Raw genomic sequence first — 15,724 nt, forward strand, 5'->3', positions numbered from 1 at the left:
CGGTCAATTCAAAAAGCCCCTTTAGGGGCCACGTTGGTAAAGTGCCCTTATAGGGCGAAACTAAAACCGCCCGTTTTACGGGCGGATAATTATTTTTGATATAATAGGATTATGTGAAAATCGAAGGGAGTAATTACTTGTGGTAGAGAAAATGTACCGTGATACTTGGGCTGAAATAAATCTTGATGCAATAGCGTATAATATTACGCAAATAAAGGAAAAACTACCGCAAGATAGTAACGTTATAGCTGTTGTGAAGGCAAACGCATATGGACATGGGATTGTCCCAGTGGCCAAAAAAGCATTAGAATCTGGTGCGAGCGGACTCGCAGTTGCCATACTAGAGGAAGCGTTGACTTTAAGAGAAGCCGCAATTACTGCACCTATACTTGTATTGGGGTTTGTTCCTGCCAAATATGCGAGTGTAGCAGCAGAACATAATATAACCTTAACATTCTTTCAATTGGATTGGATTAAAGAAGTAGGGAAACAAGATTTAATAAATCCTTTAAAGCTCCATCTAAAAGTAGATACGGGGATGGGCCGTATTGGAATACGTTCAGATGAAGAAATGGTAAGTATTTTACAGGAAATAGCTAAGAATAAGAATATACACTTATCTGGTATTTTTACACATTTTGCGACGGCAGATGCGGAGGATCTTTCTTTCTATCGGGAACAGACGGAGAGGTTCGAAGCATTCCTGCATGTATTTAAAAAGTACTGGAAGAAGCCAGTTATGATTCATATAGGAAATAGTGCTGCGGCAATAAGATTTCCAGAAAAGATGTATAATTGTGTGCGTTTTGGCATATCCATGTATGGGTTGTATCCATCTCAGGAAGTGAGGGAAGAACATGCTATCCAGCTACAGCAAGCTTTTTCACTTCATAGTAGACTAGTTCACGTGAAAAAAATTGCCAAGGGTGAATCGGTTAGCTATGGGCAAACCTATATTGCTAAAAATGATGAGTGGATAGGGACAATTCCCATTGGCTATGGCGATGGCTGGAATAGAAAACTACAGGGAATGAACGTTTTAGTAAATGGTAAGAGAATGCCAATTATCGGAAGAATTTGCATGGATCAAACGATGATAAAGCTAGATGGATATTATGATGTAGGGACAAAAGTAACGCTAATTGGTTCAGAGGGTAATGATTGTATCGAGATGGATGAAATCGCACGCTATTTAGATACGATAACCTATGAAATACCTTGTATGATAAACGAACGAATACCGAGGGTCTACGTGGATTCAAATTGAAGCTAACGTAAGATTTCTTAAGACAAGGACTATAAGCCTATAAATTCTTAAAGAAGCCTTTGCAATTAGAGCAATACAATGATATTATTAGATTTGATTAAAATAGAAAATGGACGTTCAGGCGGTTGGCGGAGGTGCTTGGTTTTGTCGGAGAGTTTACAAGAAGTAATGGTACGACTACCTAAAACCCTACTAAACGAGGTGGATGGATTAGTGAAAAAAGAGAATCGAGATTTAAGTGACATCATCAGTCAGGCAACTAGAGCATATCTAGAAGCTAAGAAAGAAGAATACATCCAAAATTTTTATAAATCCATGCAAAAAGGCTATCAGGAAATGGCAAGAATCAATCTCTCTATTGCTTCAGAGGCTTTTCAAGCTGAAGAGGAGGCAGAAATAACTTTAGAGCGCTCTGTGATCGGGGTGTAGATTTTGATTGTACAGAGAGGCGAAGTTTATTTCGCTGACTTATCCCCTGTAGTTGGATCGGAACAAGGGGGCGTTCGTCCTGTATTGATCCTCCAAAATGATATTGGAAATCGATTTAGCCCAACTGTAATAGTTGCTGCAATTACAGCCCAAATTCAAAAAGCAAAATTACCTACGCATGTAGAGATAGATGCCAAACGATATGGGTTTGATCGAGATTCTGTTATTTTGTTAGAACAGATTCGAACACTGGATAAACAGCGACTAACAGATAAAATAACCAAATTAGATCATGAAATGATGCAGAAAATAAATCATGCATTGGAAATAAGTCTTGGGCTTAAGGACATGTATGGACAATAATGACTCATAGTTAGATATTTATAACTATGAGTTTTTTTATGTTTTGGTGATTAAAAAACATAATTATAAGTTACTCTAGGCGAGGGCAATCATTAAACAATCATTACAAAAGATATTTGCAATAATCATCACATCATGTGAAAATATTTATAATATTTATTTTATTGGGGGTATGTACGGGGATGAACAGGGATCTGAGAAATATTGCCATTGAGAATAGTGATGATATTATCCATGAATGGTTAAAGGAAATAAATTTATTAAAAAATGTAAATTACACGATGGATATCTCTGATAAATTATATGAAAGCAATAATAAGGAATTTGTTAATGTAATATTTAGTAGTATTAGAGAAAATGGTTCGACTATGGTAGTAGAGGAATTTTCAAAGAAAATCATCCATCTTGGCTGGCCACTGAGCTATATTACGGATGGATTATTAGTTTTTCGTAAAGTGACGTTAAATACTATTTTAAATAAATTGGAAGAAGTTGATCCAGCGTTTATAGCAAGTGTATTGAGTAATGTTGATTCATGGGTAGAGCCTATCATTAGACATTTAGTTAATGAATATTCAGTTAGCTGGGAACATATCGTGTCCCTACAACGAATTGCCTTACAAGAATTATCTGCTCCATTAATTCCAGTAATGGATAATATCACCATCATGCCTTTAATTGGTACGATTGATACAGAACGTGCCAAATTTATCATGGAAAATTTGTTGGAAGGTGTTATGCGACATAATGCAGAAGTGGTACTTATTGATATAACGGGTGTACCAGTAGTAGATACCATGGTTGCACATCATTTATTTCAGGCTACCGAGGCGGTTCGTTTGTTAGGGGCTAAGTGTATATTAGTGGGGATACGTCCAGAGATTGCACAAACTATTGTCAATTTGGGGATTAATTTCTCACAACTTCCTACGAAAAGTACATTGAAGAAAGGCTTTATGCTTGCGCTTGAAATTACCAATAAGTCGATAGTGGAAATGGATAATAAATCCCAATATTTTAATGAAATTCTAGGGATTAGTAAGGAGGACTAAATTAGATGCGAATACCTATTTTAAAACTACATAATTATTTGTTAATATCAATTCAAACAGAATTAGACGATCATACGGCGATTCAATTCCAAGAAGATTTACTTGGTGAAATTCATAAAACAGAAGCAACTGGTGTAGTGATTGATTTAACATCAGTTGATGTGATTGATTCTTTTATTGCGAAGGTATTAGGAGATGTAGTGTCGATGTCAGACCTTATGGGGGCGAAAGTTGTCTTAACTGGAATTCAACCAGCGGTTGCGATGACCCTAATTGAATTGGGTATTCATTTACAGAATGTCCCTACCGCATTGGATTTAGAACAAGGCCTATTGAAATTACATCAGGAACTGGGGGAGTAATATGATGAATTCCCAATCCTGTGTAACCATTTTAAAAGAATGGGATATTGTTGCAGCACGTCAAATGGGACGCGAGATTGCCAAAAATATAGGCTTTGGTACTGTCGATCAGGCACGTATTACGACAGCTATATCTGAACTTGCTCGAAATATTTATTTATATGCCGGGGAAGGAAAAATTTCTTTTAATATAGTGCAATCACTAGATACAAAAGGGATTTCTATTAAGGCAGAAGATAAGGGACCTGGGATCAAAGATTTAAGTCAAGTAATGGAAGATGGTTTCTCAACCTCTGGTGGATTAGGTGCAGGTTTGCCAGGTGTTAGAAGATTAATGGATGATTTTGATATTATATCCGAGGTGAATAAGGGAACAACCATTGTCACTGTCAAATGGCTTAGATAAGAACTGGGACTTATACGATACGCTTTATGAACTTCTAAAGAGGTTTGTTTATAGTCTAATGAGATTCCTAATAAAAATAGGAGAGTTCACTATGGATACAAGAGAAATAGATACACGGAATTATACAGCTTTATTAAAAAAATATATTGAAACACAAGACGAGCAGGCACTATATGGTGCAGAACAAATCTCTAAGTCTTTTATAAAAAAAAATATTTTGCCAGAGGAGTTTGTTAATCTACATATCCAGGCACTACTCGAAATTTACCCAGATTTACATGATAAAATTAAGCCTTCTATGCACTTTTTGTTAGAGGCAATGATTTCCTATGGGCTTGCACATCAGGAGTTTCAAAATCTTCGAGAGAAACAGCTAGCGATAAAATCAGAAATATTAGTAGCAGCGCGAATGCAAAAAATGCTACTACAGTCTAAAATACCTGAGACAGATGAATTGGATATCGGTGTAATAAGTGTGCCGGCCAATCAAATGAATGGAGATTACCATCATTTTGTGAAGGGGAAGGATGGTACAATTAGTATTACCATTGCGGATGTAATCGGAAAAGGCATTCCGGCTGCCCTTTCTATGTCTATGATAAAATATGCGATGGATAGTTTTCCGGAGAATATTATGACGACTGATACTGTTCTTGCAAGCATAAATCGTGTTGTAGAAAGAAATGTCGATCCAAGTATGTTCATTACGATGTTCTATGCGCAATATAAACCGGATACAGGAAAGTTGTACTATTCTTCGGCGGGGCACGAACCAGGCTTTTATTACAGTAGTAGGCTACAAAAATTTAAGGATATTGAATCAAAAGGATTGGTTCTCGGTGTCAATCCGGATGCTAGTTATGTCCAGGACGAACTGAATCTCGAAAAGGGTGACATTATTATACTTCTTACGGATGGAGTAACAGAATGTCGTAGGGATAACCAATTTATTGACAGAACTGAAGTGATTGATGTAATCAAAAAATATATTCATCTACCATCTCAGGAAGCTGTTAATCATGTATATCGCCATTTTGAACGCTTGCAAAATTTTCAGCTAAGGGATGATTTTACGCTGATTATGATAAAAAAACAGGTTTAGCCTAGGTTTGCAAGGGGTAAAGGGATATACAAATGGATTAAAATAATACTATTTGATTTGGGGTAATGGAGGGTTAGTTATGAATCTACAAATTCAAATAGATGAAAAGAACAATGAATCGTTTGTTCATTTATCCGGTGAAATTGATGTTTATACAGCATCGGAGTTAAAAGAAGCATTACTCCCACTAACAATGAAAAAAGGACATTTACTAGAAATTAATTTAGAGAATGTGAGCTATATGGACTCAACGGGTCTGGGAATATTTATTAATGCGCTTAAATCTGCAAAAGAGCATGCTAGTAATCTAAAGCTAGTAAACTTGCAGGATAGGGTGCATCGTTTGTTTCAAATAACGGGATTAAATGAGGTAATGGATATTAACACTACGATTCGAGGTGTGGATGGATAAATGGAATCGTTTGATTTTATTGAAATGAGGTTTCCTGCAAAGCCAGAATATGTAGGTGTTATACGTTTGAGCCTGTCTGGTATAGCAAATCGAATGGGCTTCACATATGAAGATATTGAGGACTTGAAGATTTCAATTTCAGAAGCGGTGACGAATGTGGTTAACCATGCATATCGCGGTGAAGAGCAAGGTGAAGTAACGATTGGGTTTGGTGTATATGATAATCGTTTAGAAATAATGGTTGCAGATCGTGGAGGGAGCTTTGACTTACAAGATATAAAAGAAGATATTGGTCCCCAGGCTAACGAAGAATCAATTGAAAACCTTCGAGAAGGAGGTTTTGGATTATTTTTGATTAATGCTTTAATGGATAAGGTTGAAATAAAAAATGACTCTGGTGTTATTGTCCTTATGACAAAGTACCTTGAGAAACTAGGGGTGGGGTTAAATGACGACCACGTCTCAACCGGACAATAAAGGAAGAGATGAGGTTTACGAGTGGATTAAATATCTTCAAGAAAACCCTTCTGATGAAGTGACACAGCAGAAAATTATCCATACCTACCAAGATCTTGTTGAATCCATTGCCAGAAAATACTCTAAGAATAGTATGATTCATGAAGATTTAGTTCAAGTCGGAATGATAGGGCTTTTGGCAGCTATTAAACGCTTCGATGCCTCATTTGGTAAAACATTCGAATCCTTTGCAATTCCTACGATAGTCGGAGAAATAAAACGGTTTATTCGAGATAAAACATGGAGTGTTCACGTACCAAGAAGAATAAAGGAATTGGGTCCGAAAATTAAGAAAGCCGTTGACGAACTAACTACAATTAATCAAACCTCACCGACAGTACAAGAAATTGCTGAGTATTTGGAGGTCTCTGAGGAAGAAATACTAGAGACGATGGAAATGAACAAGAGCTACAAGGCCATATCAGTAGATAAAAATATCGAAGGTACATCAGACGGTAGTACAGTTGCGATAATCGATATGATTGGGGCTAATGAATCAGGTTACACACAAATTGATTATAAAATGCTTATCGAGAAAGTACTACCTATTCTAACGGAACGTGAACAACAGATTATTAGGTATACTTATTTCGAGAATCTGAGTCAAAAAGAAACAGGTGAACGATTAGGAATTTCACAAATGCATGTTTCACGTTTACAGCGTAGGTCTTTAAAAAAACTCCGTGAAGCAATAAATTCAGATAGTGCGGAGGTATTGTAATAATTATGAACCGTATTAACGTATCAGTTTTTCAGCAAGCAAAGGACGGGAATTCTGAATGTGGAGATAGCTATTACTATCTAGAAACAAAACATGGATTTATTTGTGCGCTCGCAGATGGCTTAGGTAGTGGAGAATTTGCAAAAGAGTCATCCAAAATTGTCATAGATACCATTAAGGAAAATAACTCTGATTCTGTTGAACAAATCATAGTAAAGTGTAACGAGAAGCTACTTGGAAAACGTGGCTCCGTCTTAGCATTATTAAAAATTAACTATGAGACGGAGAGCTACTCTATTTCATCTATCGGAAATGTAGGAGTAATGACTGTTACAGGTGAAAATGAAAAGAAACGCAGCATTCCAACTGCAGGTTACTTAGCTGGCTATCACACAAAAATTAAACTCATCCATGAACCACTTGAGGACGAGATGAATTTTATACTCTATACGGACGGAGTAACCAATAAAGATTTATCAGAAAGCTACTTTTTTGATAAAGATGTTGAAAGAATCACACAGACTTTCGAATTAAAAAGTAACCGCCCAAGAAAAGACGATACGACCTTAATTGCAATTCGATATGAGCGTAAATAGGCTGGCAAAGTGCTGGTCTTATTTTTTTATCTTTAGAATTGTGGTTGATTCAGAAGGACGTGGCTTTGATTAGAGGGGATAAACATCATTTTGTTTGAGGAGGGCTGGAGGAAGAGTGGGTATAAACATCATTTCAGTCCTAGTTAGGGATGTGAAATGAAGCGTAGAGCGTGTGTAAGCATCATTTGGTCTTGCTTAGGGGCTTGAAATGAAGCATAGAGTAGGCATAAGCATCATTTCAATCTAGTTAGAGGTGCGAAATGAAGCGTAGAGCGGGAATAAGCATCATTTGGCCAGACTCAGGGGCTTGAAAATGAAGCATAGAGCAGGAATAAGCATCATTTGAACCGAGTCGAGGGTTTGAAATGAATCATAGAGCGTGTGTAAGCATCATTTCAGTCCTAGTAAGGGATGTGAAATGACGCATAGAACGGGAATAAGCATCATTTCAGCCCTAGTAAGGGATGTAAAATGAAGCATAGATGAGGTATAAACATCATTTCAATCCAGTCAGAGGTGTGAAATGAAGCGTAGAGCAGGTATAAACATCATTTTGGTCCAAGTTGGGTGTACGAAATGAATCATAGAGAGGGTATAAACATCACTTCGAGCTATGTTTGAGGTTCGAAATGAAGCATAGTGCAGCTTGTTAGGTTGTATTCTCTAATACGGAGCAATAAAAAGAACCTGGTAAGAACTACCTTACCAGGTTCTTCTCATTCAAAATAAGACCAGCGTCCATTACTAATTAGCTTCAAATGCTTCATTAATATTCTTCTTATTCGTTGCTTGGAAGGAATAATACGACACCAATCAAATATGTTACTAGTGGTAACCCGCATGTCAGGAAAAAGTAGTTTTAACTCTCGAGTGCTGCGAATAATCGCGTTTGACAATAATTCTCTTTCACCACATTTATTACAGATACAAGAATGTCCCTTTGCTACTAGGGAAAATGAATTACAATGATGGCAGCTTATACCTTTTCGAAGCTGATCATAATTATATTTTGGTAGTATTTGTCGTGGAGAGGTTTTCTGATGAAGAGCGATTAGTTTTTCTGCTAGTCTTTTGTTTTGAGCAGATAACTTTGATGGATTAGAATTTAACTTATTTAATAAGGTATTGATTTGAGATGGCAGGATGAATGGTTTGTCTGTGGGGGCATTAAATAAAGTGAACTCGGGATTGATAAAAACTACTGTTGCATTGATCGAGGAGCTAAAACCATGGCTTTTAAGCAATTGACGTAAGAGGGTCTCTGCACGTTCTATTTGATGCTCGGGATTTGTTATTTTATAATCGGCATTTTTATAAAATTTGTCTTTGTCGTAGGTGTATTCACCTTCATAATTTTTAATTTCGAAGAGCTCAATCGTATTAGGGAAAATAATCAGCGTATCAATTTGAAATGTAGTGTTGTAGACAGTTAGGAGTAAATCTTTTATGATGAGGCATTCACTGTGGAGATGTTGATCCACTATTCGATCGAATAATAACTCACCTTCATATCCCTTTTTTAGATTGAGATAGTGAAAATTTTCCTTTTCTGAAAGAATACTTCGATAAGATAAACTATTAAGGATTTGCAACTCTCTTGAAGGGGTTCGTTTTTTAACTTCCATTTTGTTCCTCCCTATTTTTTAGGCTATTATATCATCAATCTAGTAAACTTCCTATTTTAATATTGTAAATTCATTAGGTAATACCACATAAGATTCTGCCTCAATCGCGATTCAAATTAAGAGAATGTTTGTTGTTCTACATGTGATTTTGATAAAATAAGGGAGATGTAAAGGAGGAAGTACAGTGTCAGATAATTTAAAACAAGAATTATCCCAGTGGGTAGCAAAAGAAACCGCAGTTCATTCGAATATAGTTAACAAGGTTATTGCTTTATTGGATGAGGGAAATACAGTTCCATTTATTGCCCGTTACCGTAAAGAGGTAACAGGTGGACTGGATGAAGTGCAAATAAAGGCCATTCAGGATAAGTGGCAGTACGCTTATAATTTATCACAGCGAAAAGAAGAAGTAATCCGGTTAATAGATGAACAAGGGAAGCTTACACCGGAATTAGAAGACGAAATACGTAAAGCTACTCAGCTTCAACGGGTGGAGGATTTATATCGTCCATATAAACAAAAGAGAAGAACGAAAGCAACAATTGCAAAAGAAAAGGGTTTAGAGCCACTTGCAATAGAAATATGGAAGCAGAATCCGTTTGCTGTTTCTCAGGAAGCGGAAAAATATATATCAGAAGAGCATGAATTACTTACGGTGGAAGAAGTTCTTGCAGGAGCTAATGATATTATTGCAGAGTGGATTTCTGATGAAGCGGAATACCGTGAATATATTCGGAATGAGACCTTTAAGCGTGGGTTAATCCAATCAGAAGTCAAAAATAAAGAAAAAGATGAAAAAAGTGTTTATGAAATGTACTATGACTATAGTGAAGCCGTACGGTCAATTGTATCTCACCGAATACTAGCTCTCAATCGTGGTGAAAAAGAGGAGGTACTGAAGGTATCGATTAATCCGCCAGTTGAAACGATTATTGCCTATTTAGAAAGGAAAATTATTCAACCGAAAGCTACTGAAGAGATTTCGGCAATATTGAAGGCCGCTATAGCAGATAGTTACAAACGTTTGATTGAACCTTCCATTGAACGGGAAATAAGAACAGGACTAACGGAAAAAGCAGAAGAACAAGCTATATCTGTTTTTGCTACAAACCTTAAGAATCTGCTATTACAGCCACCATTAAAAGGAAGAACTGTATTAGGGGTTGACCCTGCATATCGAACAGGCTGTAAATTAGCTGCTATCGACGAAACCGGTAAACTACTTCAAGTCGGTGTTATGTATCCTACAGCACCAAAAAATGATGTAGTTGGTGCGGAGAAGCTAGTATTAGAGTTTATTCGTAAATATTCCGTGGAATTAATCGCAATAGGAAATGGCACCGCATCTAGGGAAACGGAACAGTTTATCTCAGATGTTATCACTAAAAACAATCTAGATATTCCTTACATCATTGTTAATGAAGCGGGTGCGAGTGTGTATTCTGCTTCTGAATTAGCGCGAGAAGAATTTCCAGAATTACAAGTTGAAGAAAGAAGTGCTGCATCCATCGCACGTAGGGTTCAAGATCCATTAGCAGAGCTAGTAAAAATTGATCCTAAATCAATTGGCGTAGGTCAGTACCAACATGATGTTAGTCAAAAATCATTGAATGAATCATTATCATTTGTTGTGGAAACAGCGGTTAACCAAGTAGGGGTTAATGTTAATACGGCATCAAGATCATTGTTACAGTATGTTTCTGGTTTAAGCAAAACCGTAGCCGGGAATGTTGTGAAGATGCGAAATGAGAATGGTAAATTTACAAATCGTAATCAGCTTAAAAAAATTCCTCGCCTTGGAGCTAAGACGTACGAACAAGCGATTGGCTTTTTAAGAATAATTGATGGTGATAATCCACTTGACCGTACTCCTATTCATCCAGAAAGCTATAGTCATACTGAGAAATTGCTAAAAATGCTAGATTGTACGATTAATGATATAGGATCTGATAAATTAGGGGAAAAACTAGCAACACTTGATAAGAAGGAAACAGCTGTTCAATTGAATATTGGTGAACCAACCCTAGAAGATATTATTCAAGCTCTAAGTAAGCCGGAGAGAGATCCACGTGATGAATACCCGCAGCCTTTACTTAAGAAAAATGTATTGTCACTAGAAGACTTAAAGCCAGGAATGGAACTCCAAGGAACGGTAAGAAATGTAGTAGATTTTGGTGTGTTTGTTGATGTTGGAGTGAAACAAGATGGCTTAGTCCATATCTCTAAAATGTCTAATTCCTTTGTGAAGCATCCAATGGATATTGCCTCTGTTGGGGATGTTGTAACAGTTTGGGTTGAGAGTGTTGATTTAAATAAAGGTAGAGTAGCTTTATCTATGATTAAGGAATAAGCTAAAAAGCACTACGGAGTATTACCTCCGCAGTGCTTTTTATATGAGAAATTATTATTCTACATCACTAGCAGCTTCAACTTCACTCATAGAAATTCCAAGTGCATTTGCAACACCTTCACCATAAGCTGGGTCTGCTTTATAGCAATGATTAATATGTCTTAATTGAACCTCTTTCGTAGTACCTTCCATTGCACGAGCTGTATTTTCGAACAATCTTTGTTGTTCTTCAGCAGTCATTAAACGGAATAGGTTACCTGGTTGCTCGAAGTATTTATCATCATCTTTATCGAAATCATAATAATCTACATCTGCTCCAAGCTGTAATGCAGGCTCTTGATGTTCTTTGCTATCTTGCCATTCCCCGTAACTGTTAGGGCTGTAAGAAACTTGGTTTCCATGAGGAATTACGCGCATAGCACCATCACGATGGTATGGGTTAAAGTTCTTCGCATTTTTAGGGTAGTTAACTGGAATTTGCCAGTGGTTTACACCTAAACGATAGCGTTGTGTATCACCATATGAGAATAGACGACCTTGAAGCATTTTATCTGGTGAGAAACCAATGCCAGGAACAATATTAGTCGGAGCAAATGCTGCTTGCTCAACCTCTTCAAAATAGTTCTCAGGGTTACGGTTAAGCTCAAGCTCACCAACCTCGATAAGAGGGAAATCACCTTTAGGCCATACTTTTGTTAAATCAAATGGATTGTATGGTACTTGTTTCGCTTCTTCTTCTGTCATTACTTGAATGTAAAGCGTCCATTTAGGGAAGTCTCCATTTTCAATTGATTCATAAAGATCTCTTTGGTGGCTTTCGCGATCCTTACCAATTAAAGCTTCTGCTTCTTGGTCTGTTAGGTTTTTAATTCCTTGCTGTGTACGGAAGTGGAATTTTACCCATACGCGTTCGTTATCAGCATTAATTAAGCTGTAAGTATGACTTCCGAATAAATGCATATGTCTGTAAGTAGCAGGAATTCCGCGGTCACTCATAACAATAGTTACTTGGTGAAGTGCTTCTGGTATACCAGTCCAGAAATCCCAGTTTGCTTGTGCACTATGCATGTTTGTTTTTGGGTCACGTTTAACTACGTGGTTTAAATCAGGGAAGCGTTTAGGATCTCTGAAGAAGAATACAGGTGTGTTGTTACCAACTAAATCCCAGTTACCTTCCTCTGTATAGAATTTAAGTGCTGTACCACGAATGTCGCGTTCAGCATCAGCTGCTCCACGTTCACCAGCAACAGTAGAGAAACGTAAGAACATATCTGTTTTCTTACCTACTTCTGAGAACATAGCTGCTTTTGTATATTTCGTAATGTCATGAGTTACAGTAAAAGTTCCGTACGCACCAGAACCTTTTGCGTGCATACGACGCTCAGGAATTACTTCACGGTCAAAATGTGCAAGCTTCTCTAAGAACCAGAAGTCTTCCATTAATAGCGGACCTCTTGGACCTGCTGTTTTAACATCATCATCATTTGGTACTGGAGCTCCAAATGCAGTGGTCATTTTTTTCTTATTTTCACTCATTGAATATGTCCCTCCTGTTTTAATATACATAAAGTATAGTATCATAGTTATAGTGAGATTACTAAATAGGTAGTTTGATTAAAAAAATCCTATCTAAAGGATAAAGATATACTAGATTCTCCTCCTTTCGAGAGTAATTTAATCAATCACACTACTTATATTATAATGGATTAAACATAAAAATCAATTTTTAATTATAATTATTTTAAATAACACAACAGAATGTTGAATTATATAGGTAATTAGTAGGTATAGGGATTGTAAAACAGTTAATGTCGAGGGTGATTTTCGCAAATGAAACTTTTAAATGAGAAAGAGCTGGAGGAATTAGTAAACCAACTATCGCTACAATTCTTTAATAAACCCTTTGTTGATAGGGTAGTGTTTAATAGTCGTCTTCGTACTACTGGCGGGAGATATTTGCCAATGGAAAGACTTATTGAATTGAACCCAAAATATTTTTATGAAATGGACCACAGTGAATTTATAGGTATTATAAAGCATGAACTATGTCACTATCATTTACATATAGAAGGAAAAGGATATAAACATGGTGATAAAGAGTTTAAAACTCTATTAAAACAAACAGGTTCTCCAAGACACTGTAAGCCACTTCCTTCTAATTTAAATCAAAAAAAGCATCAATACAAATGTCAACAATGTGGCCATATCTATAATAGGGTTAGAAAGGTTAATATAAGAAAGTTTCGTTGTGGGATTTGTAGGGGAGAGTTAAAGAGATTAACGAAATAATTCGCTTAAAGATAGAAAGATTAAGAAATTAAGGAAGTGATATAGCGATAAAAAGTTTAAAAATTTAGACCTAGAAAATAGATTGACGAAATGCCTTAAGCATGATAAATTATATAAAGTCTTAAGAAAAACTTGTTTTAGAGAAACGGATAAAGAATCTCCGAAGTTAAGTTAAAAAATCTTGACATCAATTCTAATTTATTGTATGATATTTTTCGTCACTGAAAAATTATTATTCCACAGTAGCTCAGTGGTAGAGCAACGAGCATTACTTCTACCGAATCCGCTACGAGTAACCCCGAAGCAATAGACATCTTTGCCTGAACTTGAAGATGCAGGGGTCAACATTATTGAATTAACACGCAATAACTTAGTTGATTATTAAATCTTAATTATTCCACAGTAGCTCAGTGGTAGAGCAATCGGCTGTTAACCGATCGGTCGTAGGTTCGAATCCTACCTGTGGAGCCAAATGGAGAAGTACTCAAGTGGCTGAAGAGGCGCCCCTGCTAAGGGTGTAGGTCGGGTAACCGGCGCGAGGGTTCAAATCCCTCCTTCTCCGCCATTCTGTTATGGCCCGTTGGTCAAGCGGTTAAGACACCGCCCTTTCACGGCGGTAACACGGGTTCGAATCCCGTACGGGTCATTTTTTAAAAAACTGAATAGCAAAGGTCCGGTAGTTCAGTTGGTTAGAATGCCTGCCTGTCACGCAGGAGGTCGCGGGTTCGAGTCCCGTCCGGACCGCCATTTAAATTTGTTGGGCTATAGCCAAGCGGTAAGGCAACGGGTTTTGGTCCCGTCATTCCTAGGTTCGAATCCTAGTAGCCCAGCCAATTTTTTGTTTGTGAGAAGATTAACAAACTATAAATGAGCCATTAGCTAGCCGTCATCATCTTTGAATGAGCAGCTATGTACAGGCTTGCGAGGAGCATTGCTACTTCGGGTTATCTTCAATGACGAGCACTTTCGCTGGTAAACCTCCATGAACTATCATGTGAAATTAGTATCGCTAACAAACATGAGCCATTAGCTCAGTCGGTAGAGCAACGAGCATTACTTCCACCGAATCTGCTACGAGTAACCCCGAAGCATGTAACTTCTTTGGATATACTTGTAGATGCAGGGGGCATCTTGATGAACTATCATGTGAAATTAGTATCGCTAACAAACATGAGCCATTAGCTCAGTCGGTAGAGCATCTGACTTTTAATCAGAGGGTCGCAGGTTCGAATCCTGCATGGCTCACCATTAGAAAATGCGGGTGTGGCGGAATTGGCAGACGCGCTAGACTTAGGATCTAGTATCTTCGGATGTGGGGGTTCGACTCCCTTCACCCGCACCAATTAATGTAATACGTTGTATTCTTTATGCGGTCGTGGCGGAATGGCAGACGCGCTAGGTTGAGGGCCTAGTGGGAGTTAATCCCGTGGAGGTTCAAGTCCTCTCGGCCGCACTTAGTCCGGATAATTGGAACAAAAAACTCTTGCTTTAGTTTAGCTGATGTGTTATATTTAAATACGTCGCTTTTTGCGCCCGTAGCTCAATTGGATAGAGCGTTTGACTACGGATCAAAAGGTTAGGGGTTCGACTCCTCTCGGGCGCGCCATATGTCTCGGGAAGTAGCTCAGCTTGGTAGAGCACATGGTTTGGGACCATGGGGTCGCAGGTTCAAATCCTGTCTTCCCGACCAGTGCTAAAAAGTTGATACTTCAATAAGTAGATTAATATTTTGATTTTTATGCGGGTGTAGTTTAATGGTAAAACTCCAGCCACGAGCTTGACTTCTACCGAATCCGCTACAAGTTGCCCCGAAGGATTAACTTCTTCGAGTAAGCAAGTAGATGCAGGGGCATGTCTTGCGTAATTATAATTAAATATCTAGTATACACTTTAAATGCGGGTGTAGTTTAATGGTAAAACTCCAGCCTTCCAAGCTGATGTCGAGGGTTCGATTCCCTTCACCCGCTCCAATAATTATGGGCCTGTAGCTCAGCTGGTTAGAGCGCACGCCTGATAAGCGTGAGGTCGGTGGTTCGAGTCCACTCAGGCCCATCATCTAAAAAAGATGAAAAAAGTTATTGACATCATATTTACGATGTGATAAACTATAATAGTTGTCGCAAACAAAAGACAATGAATTATTTGCTCCTTGAAAACTGAACAAAACAACCAGTATGTAAGGAAAAAACATACCCTGTTTTTTCTATTAATAATCTAAAAGCTAGCGTGCTTTT

15 protein-coding genes and 12 tRNA genes are annotated in these 15,724 nt (G+C 37.6%); 25 read left to right on the forward strand and 2 right to left on the reverse strand.

The window, feature by feature from the left end:
• Positions 1-139 precede the first annotated feature (139 nt).
• From alr to HNR27_RS17790, 11 genes are all read left to right on the forward strand, one after another.
• A complete protein-coding gene (gene alr, locus HNR27_RS17740) occupies positions 140-1,267 on the forward strand; it encodes an alanine racemase (RefSeq protein ID WP_429340682.1) in 1,128 nt (375 codons plus the stop codon).
• Positions 1,268-1,411: 144 nt separating this feature from the next.
• Positions 1,412-1,696: a CopG family ribbon-helix-helix protein gene (locus HNR27_RS17745; protein ID WP_212920628.1), complete on the forward strand. Its 285-nt coding sequence runs from the start codon at positions 1,412-1,414 to the stop codon at positions 1,694-1,696.
• A gap of 3 nt (positions 1,697-1,699) precedes the next feature.
• Positions 1,700-2,059 carry a type II toxin-antitoxin system PemK/MazF family toxin gene (locus HNR27_RS17750; RefSeq protein WP_212920627.1) on the forward strand — a complete coding sequence of 120 codons (360 nt, stop codon included), beginning with the start codon at positions 1,700-1,702 and terminating at the stop codon, positions 2,057-2,059.
• 182 nt (positions 2,060-2,241) lie between these two features.
• Positions 2,242-3,111 (forward strand): STAS domain-containing protein, encoded by an 870-nt coding sequence (locus HNR27_RS17755; protein WP_212920626.1) that lies wholly within the window; start codon positions 2,242-2,244, stop codon positions 3,109-3,111.
• Between the two features lie 5 nt (positions 3,112-3,116).
• Positions 3,117-3,473, forward strand: a complete 357-nt coding sequence (locus HNR27_RS17760) for an STAS domain-containing protein (RefSeq protein WP_212920625.1) — start codon at positions 3,117-3,119, stop codon at positions 3,471-3,473.
• Between the two features lie 4 nt (positions 3,474-3,477).
• Positions 3,478-3,879, forward strand: a complete 402-nt coding sequence (locus tag HNR27_RS17765) for an anti-sigma regulatory factor (RefSeq protein WP_212920952.1) — start codon at positions 3,478-3,480, stop codon at positions 3,877-3,879.
• A 91-nt stretch (positions 3,880-3,970) separates the two neighbouring features.
• Entirely contained in the window at positions 3,971-4,981 is a 1,011-nt protein-coding gene (locus HNR27_RS17770; RefSeq protein ID WP_212920624.1) for a PP2C family protein-serine/threonine phosphatase, read from the forward strand.
• Positions 4,982-5,060: 79 nt separating this feature from the next.
• The gene (locus HNR27_RS17775) at positions 5,061-5,393 is read left to right on the forward strand and encodes an anti-sigma factor antagonist (protein ID WP_212920623.1); all 333 of its coding nucleotides are present in this window, start codon (positions 5,061-5,063) and stop codon (positions 5,391-5,393) included.
• Positions 5,394-5,870: an anti-sigma B factor RsbW gene (rsbW, locus tag HNR27_RS17780; RefSeq protein WP_429340683.1), complete on the forward strand. Its 477-nt coding sequence runs from the start codon at positions 5,394-5,396 to the stop codon at positions 5,868-5,870.
• Positions 5,842-6,630, forward strand: a complete 789-nt coding sequence (gene sigB / locus HNR27_RS17785; protein ID WP_429340684.1) for an RNA polymerase sigma factor SigB — start codon at positions 5,842-5,844, stop codon at positions 6,628-6,630. Before rsbW ends, sigB begins: the two co-directional genes overlap by 29 nt.
• A 5-nt stretch (positions 6,631-6,635) precedes the next feature.
• The gene (locus HNR27_RS17790) at positions 6,636-7,226 is read left to right on the forward strand and encodes a PP2C family serine/threonine-protein phosphatase (RefSeq protein WP_429340685.1); all 591 of its coding nucleotides are present in this window, start codon (positions 6,636-6,638) and stop codon (positions 7,224-7,226) included.
• 716 nt (positions 7,227-7,942) lie between these two features.
• Here the strand turns inward: HNR27_RS17790 and HNR27_RS17795 are convergent.
• Positions 7,943-8,851, reverse strand: a complete 909-nt coding sequence (locus tag HNR27_RS17795) for a nuclease-related domain-containing protein (RefSeq protein WP_429340686.1) — start codon at positions 8,849-8,851, stop codon at positions 7,943-7,945.
• 184 nt (positions 8,852-9,035) lie between these two features.
• Here HNR27_RS17795 and HNR27_RS17800 point away from each other — a divergent pair, with 184 nt between their 5' ends.
• Positions 9,036-11,201, forward strand: coding sequence for a Tex family protein (locus HNR27_RS17800; protein WP_429340687.1), 2,166 nt, complete (start codon positions 9,036-9,038; stop codon positions 11,199-11,201).
• Between the two features lie 54 nt (positions 11,202-11,255).
• On the opposite strand, the gene HNR27_RS17805 is transcribed toward HNR27_RS17800, so the two are convergent.
• Entirely contained in the window at positions 11,256-12,737 is a 1,482-nt protein-coding gene (locus HNR27_RS17805; RefSeq protein ID WP_212920618.1) for a catalase, read from the reverse strand.
• 294 nt (positions 12,738-13,031) lie between these two features.
• Here HNR27_RS17805 and HNR27_RS17810 point away from each other — a divergent pair, with 294 nt between their 5' ends.
• The 13 genes from HNR27_RS17810 to HNR27_RS17870 all read left to right on the forward strand — a co-directional run bounded on the left by HNR27_RS17810 (position 13,032) and on the right by HNR27_RS17870 (position 15,542).
• On the forward strand, positions 13,032-13,490 hold the full coding sequence (locus tag HNR27_RS17810) for a SprT family protein (protein ID WP_429340688.1): 459 nt from the start codon (positions 13,032-13,034) through the stop codon (positions 13,488-13,490).
• A 396-nt stretch (positions 13,491-13,886) separates the two neighbouring features.
• Positions 13,887-13,961: transfer RNA gene (locus tag HNR27_RS17815), tRNA-Asn, on the forward strand.
• A gap of 3 nt (positions 13,962-13,964) precedes the next feature.
• Positions 13,965-14,055 (forward strand) — tRNA-Ser (locus HNR27_RS17820).
• 9 nt (positions 14,056-14,064) lie between these two features.
• Positions 14,065-14,136: transfer RNA gene (locus HNR27_RS17825), tRNA-Glu, on the forward strand.
• Between the two features lie 24 nt (positions 14,137-14,160).
• Positions 14,161-14,237, forward strand: a tRNA-Asp gene (locus tag HNR27_RS17830).
• A gap of 11 nt (positions 14,238-14,248) precedes the next feature.
• Positions 14,249-14,323, forward strand: a tRNA-Gln gene (locus HNR27_RS17835).
• Between the two features lie 339 nt (positions 14,324-14,662).
• Positions 14,663-14,738: transfer RNA gene (locus tag HNR27_RS17840), tRNA-Lys, on the forward strand.
• A 9-nt stretch (positions 14,739-14,747) separates the two neighbouring features.
• Positions 14,748-14,832: transfer RNA gene (locus tag HNR27_RS17845), tRNA-Leu, on the forward strand.
• A 27-nt stretch (positions 14,833-14,859) separates the two neighbouring features.
• Positions 14,860-14,943 (forward strand) — tRNA-Leu (locus tag HNR27_RS17850).
• A 76-nt stretch (positions 14,944-15,019) separates the two neighbouring features.
• Positions 15,020-15,096 (forward strand) — tRNA-Arg (locus tag HNR27_RS17855).
• A 7-nt stretch (positions 15,097-15,103) separates the two neighbouring features.
• Positions 15,104-15,180, forward strand: a tRNA-Pro gene (locus tag HNR27_RS17860).
• Positions 15,181-15,386: 206 nt separating this feature from the next.
• Positions 15,387-15,460: transfer RNA gene (locus HNR27_RS17865), tRNA-Gly, on the forward strand.
• A gap of 8 nt (positions 15,461-15,468) precedes the next feature.
• Positions 15,469-15,542 (forward strand) — tRNA-Ile (locus HNR27_RS17870).
• Positions 15,543-15,724: the final 182 nt, after the last annotated feature.

Origin of the sequence: Ornithinibacillus bavariensis, assembly GCF_050433565.1 — a bacterium.
Lineage (GTDB): Bacteria > Bacillota > Bacilli > Bacillales > Amphibacillaceae > Ornithinibacillus > Ornithinibacillus bavariensis.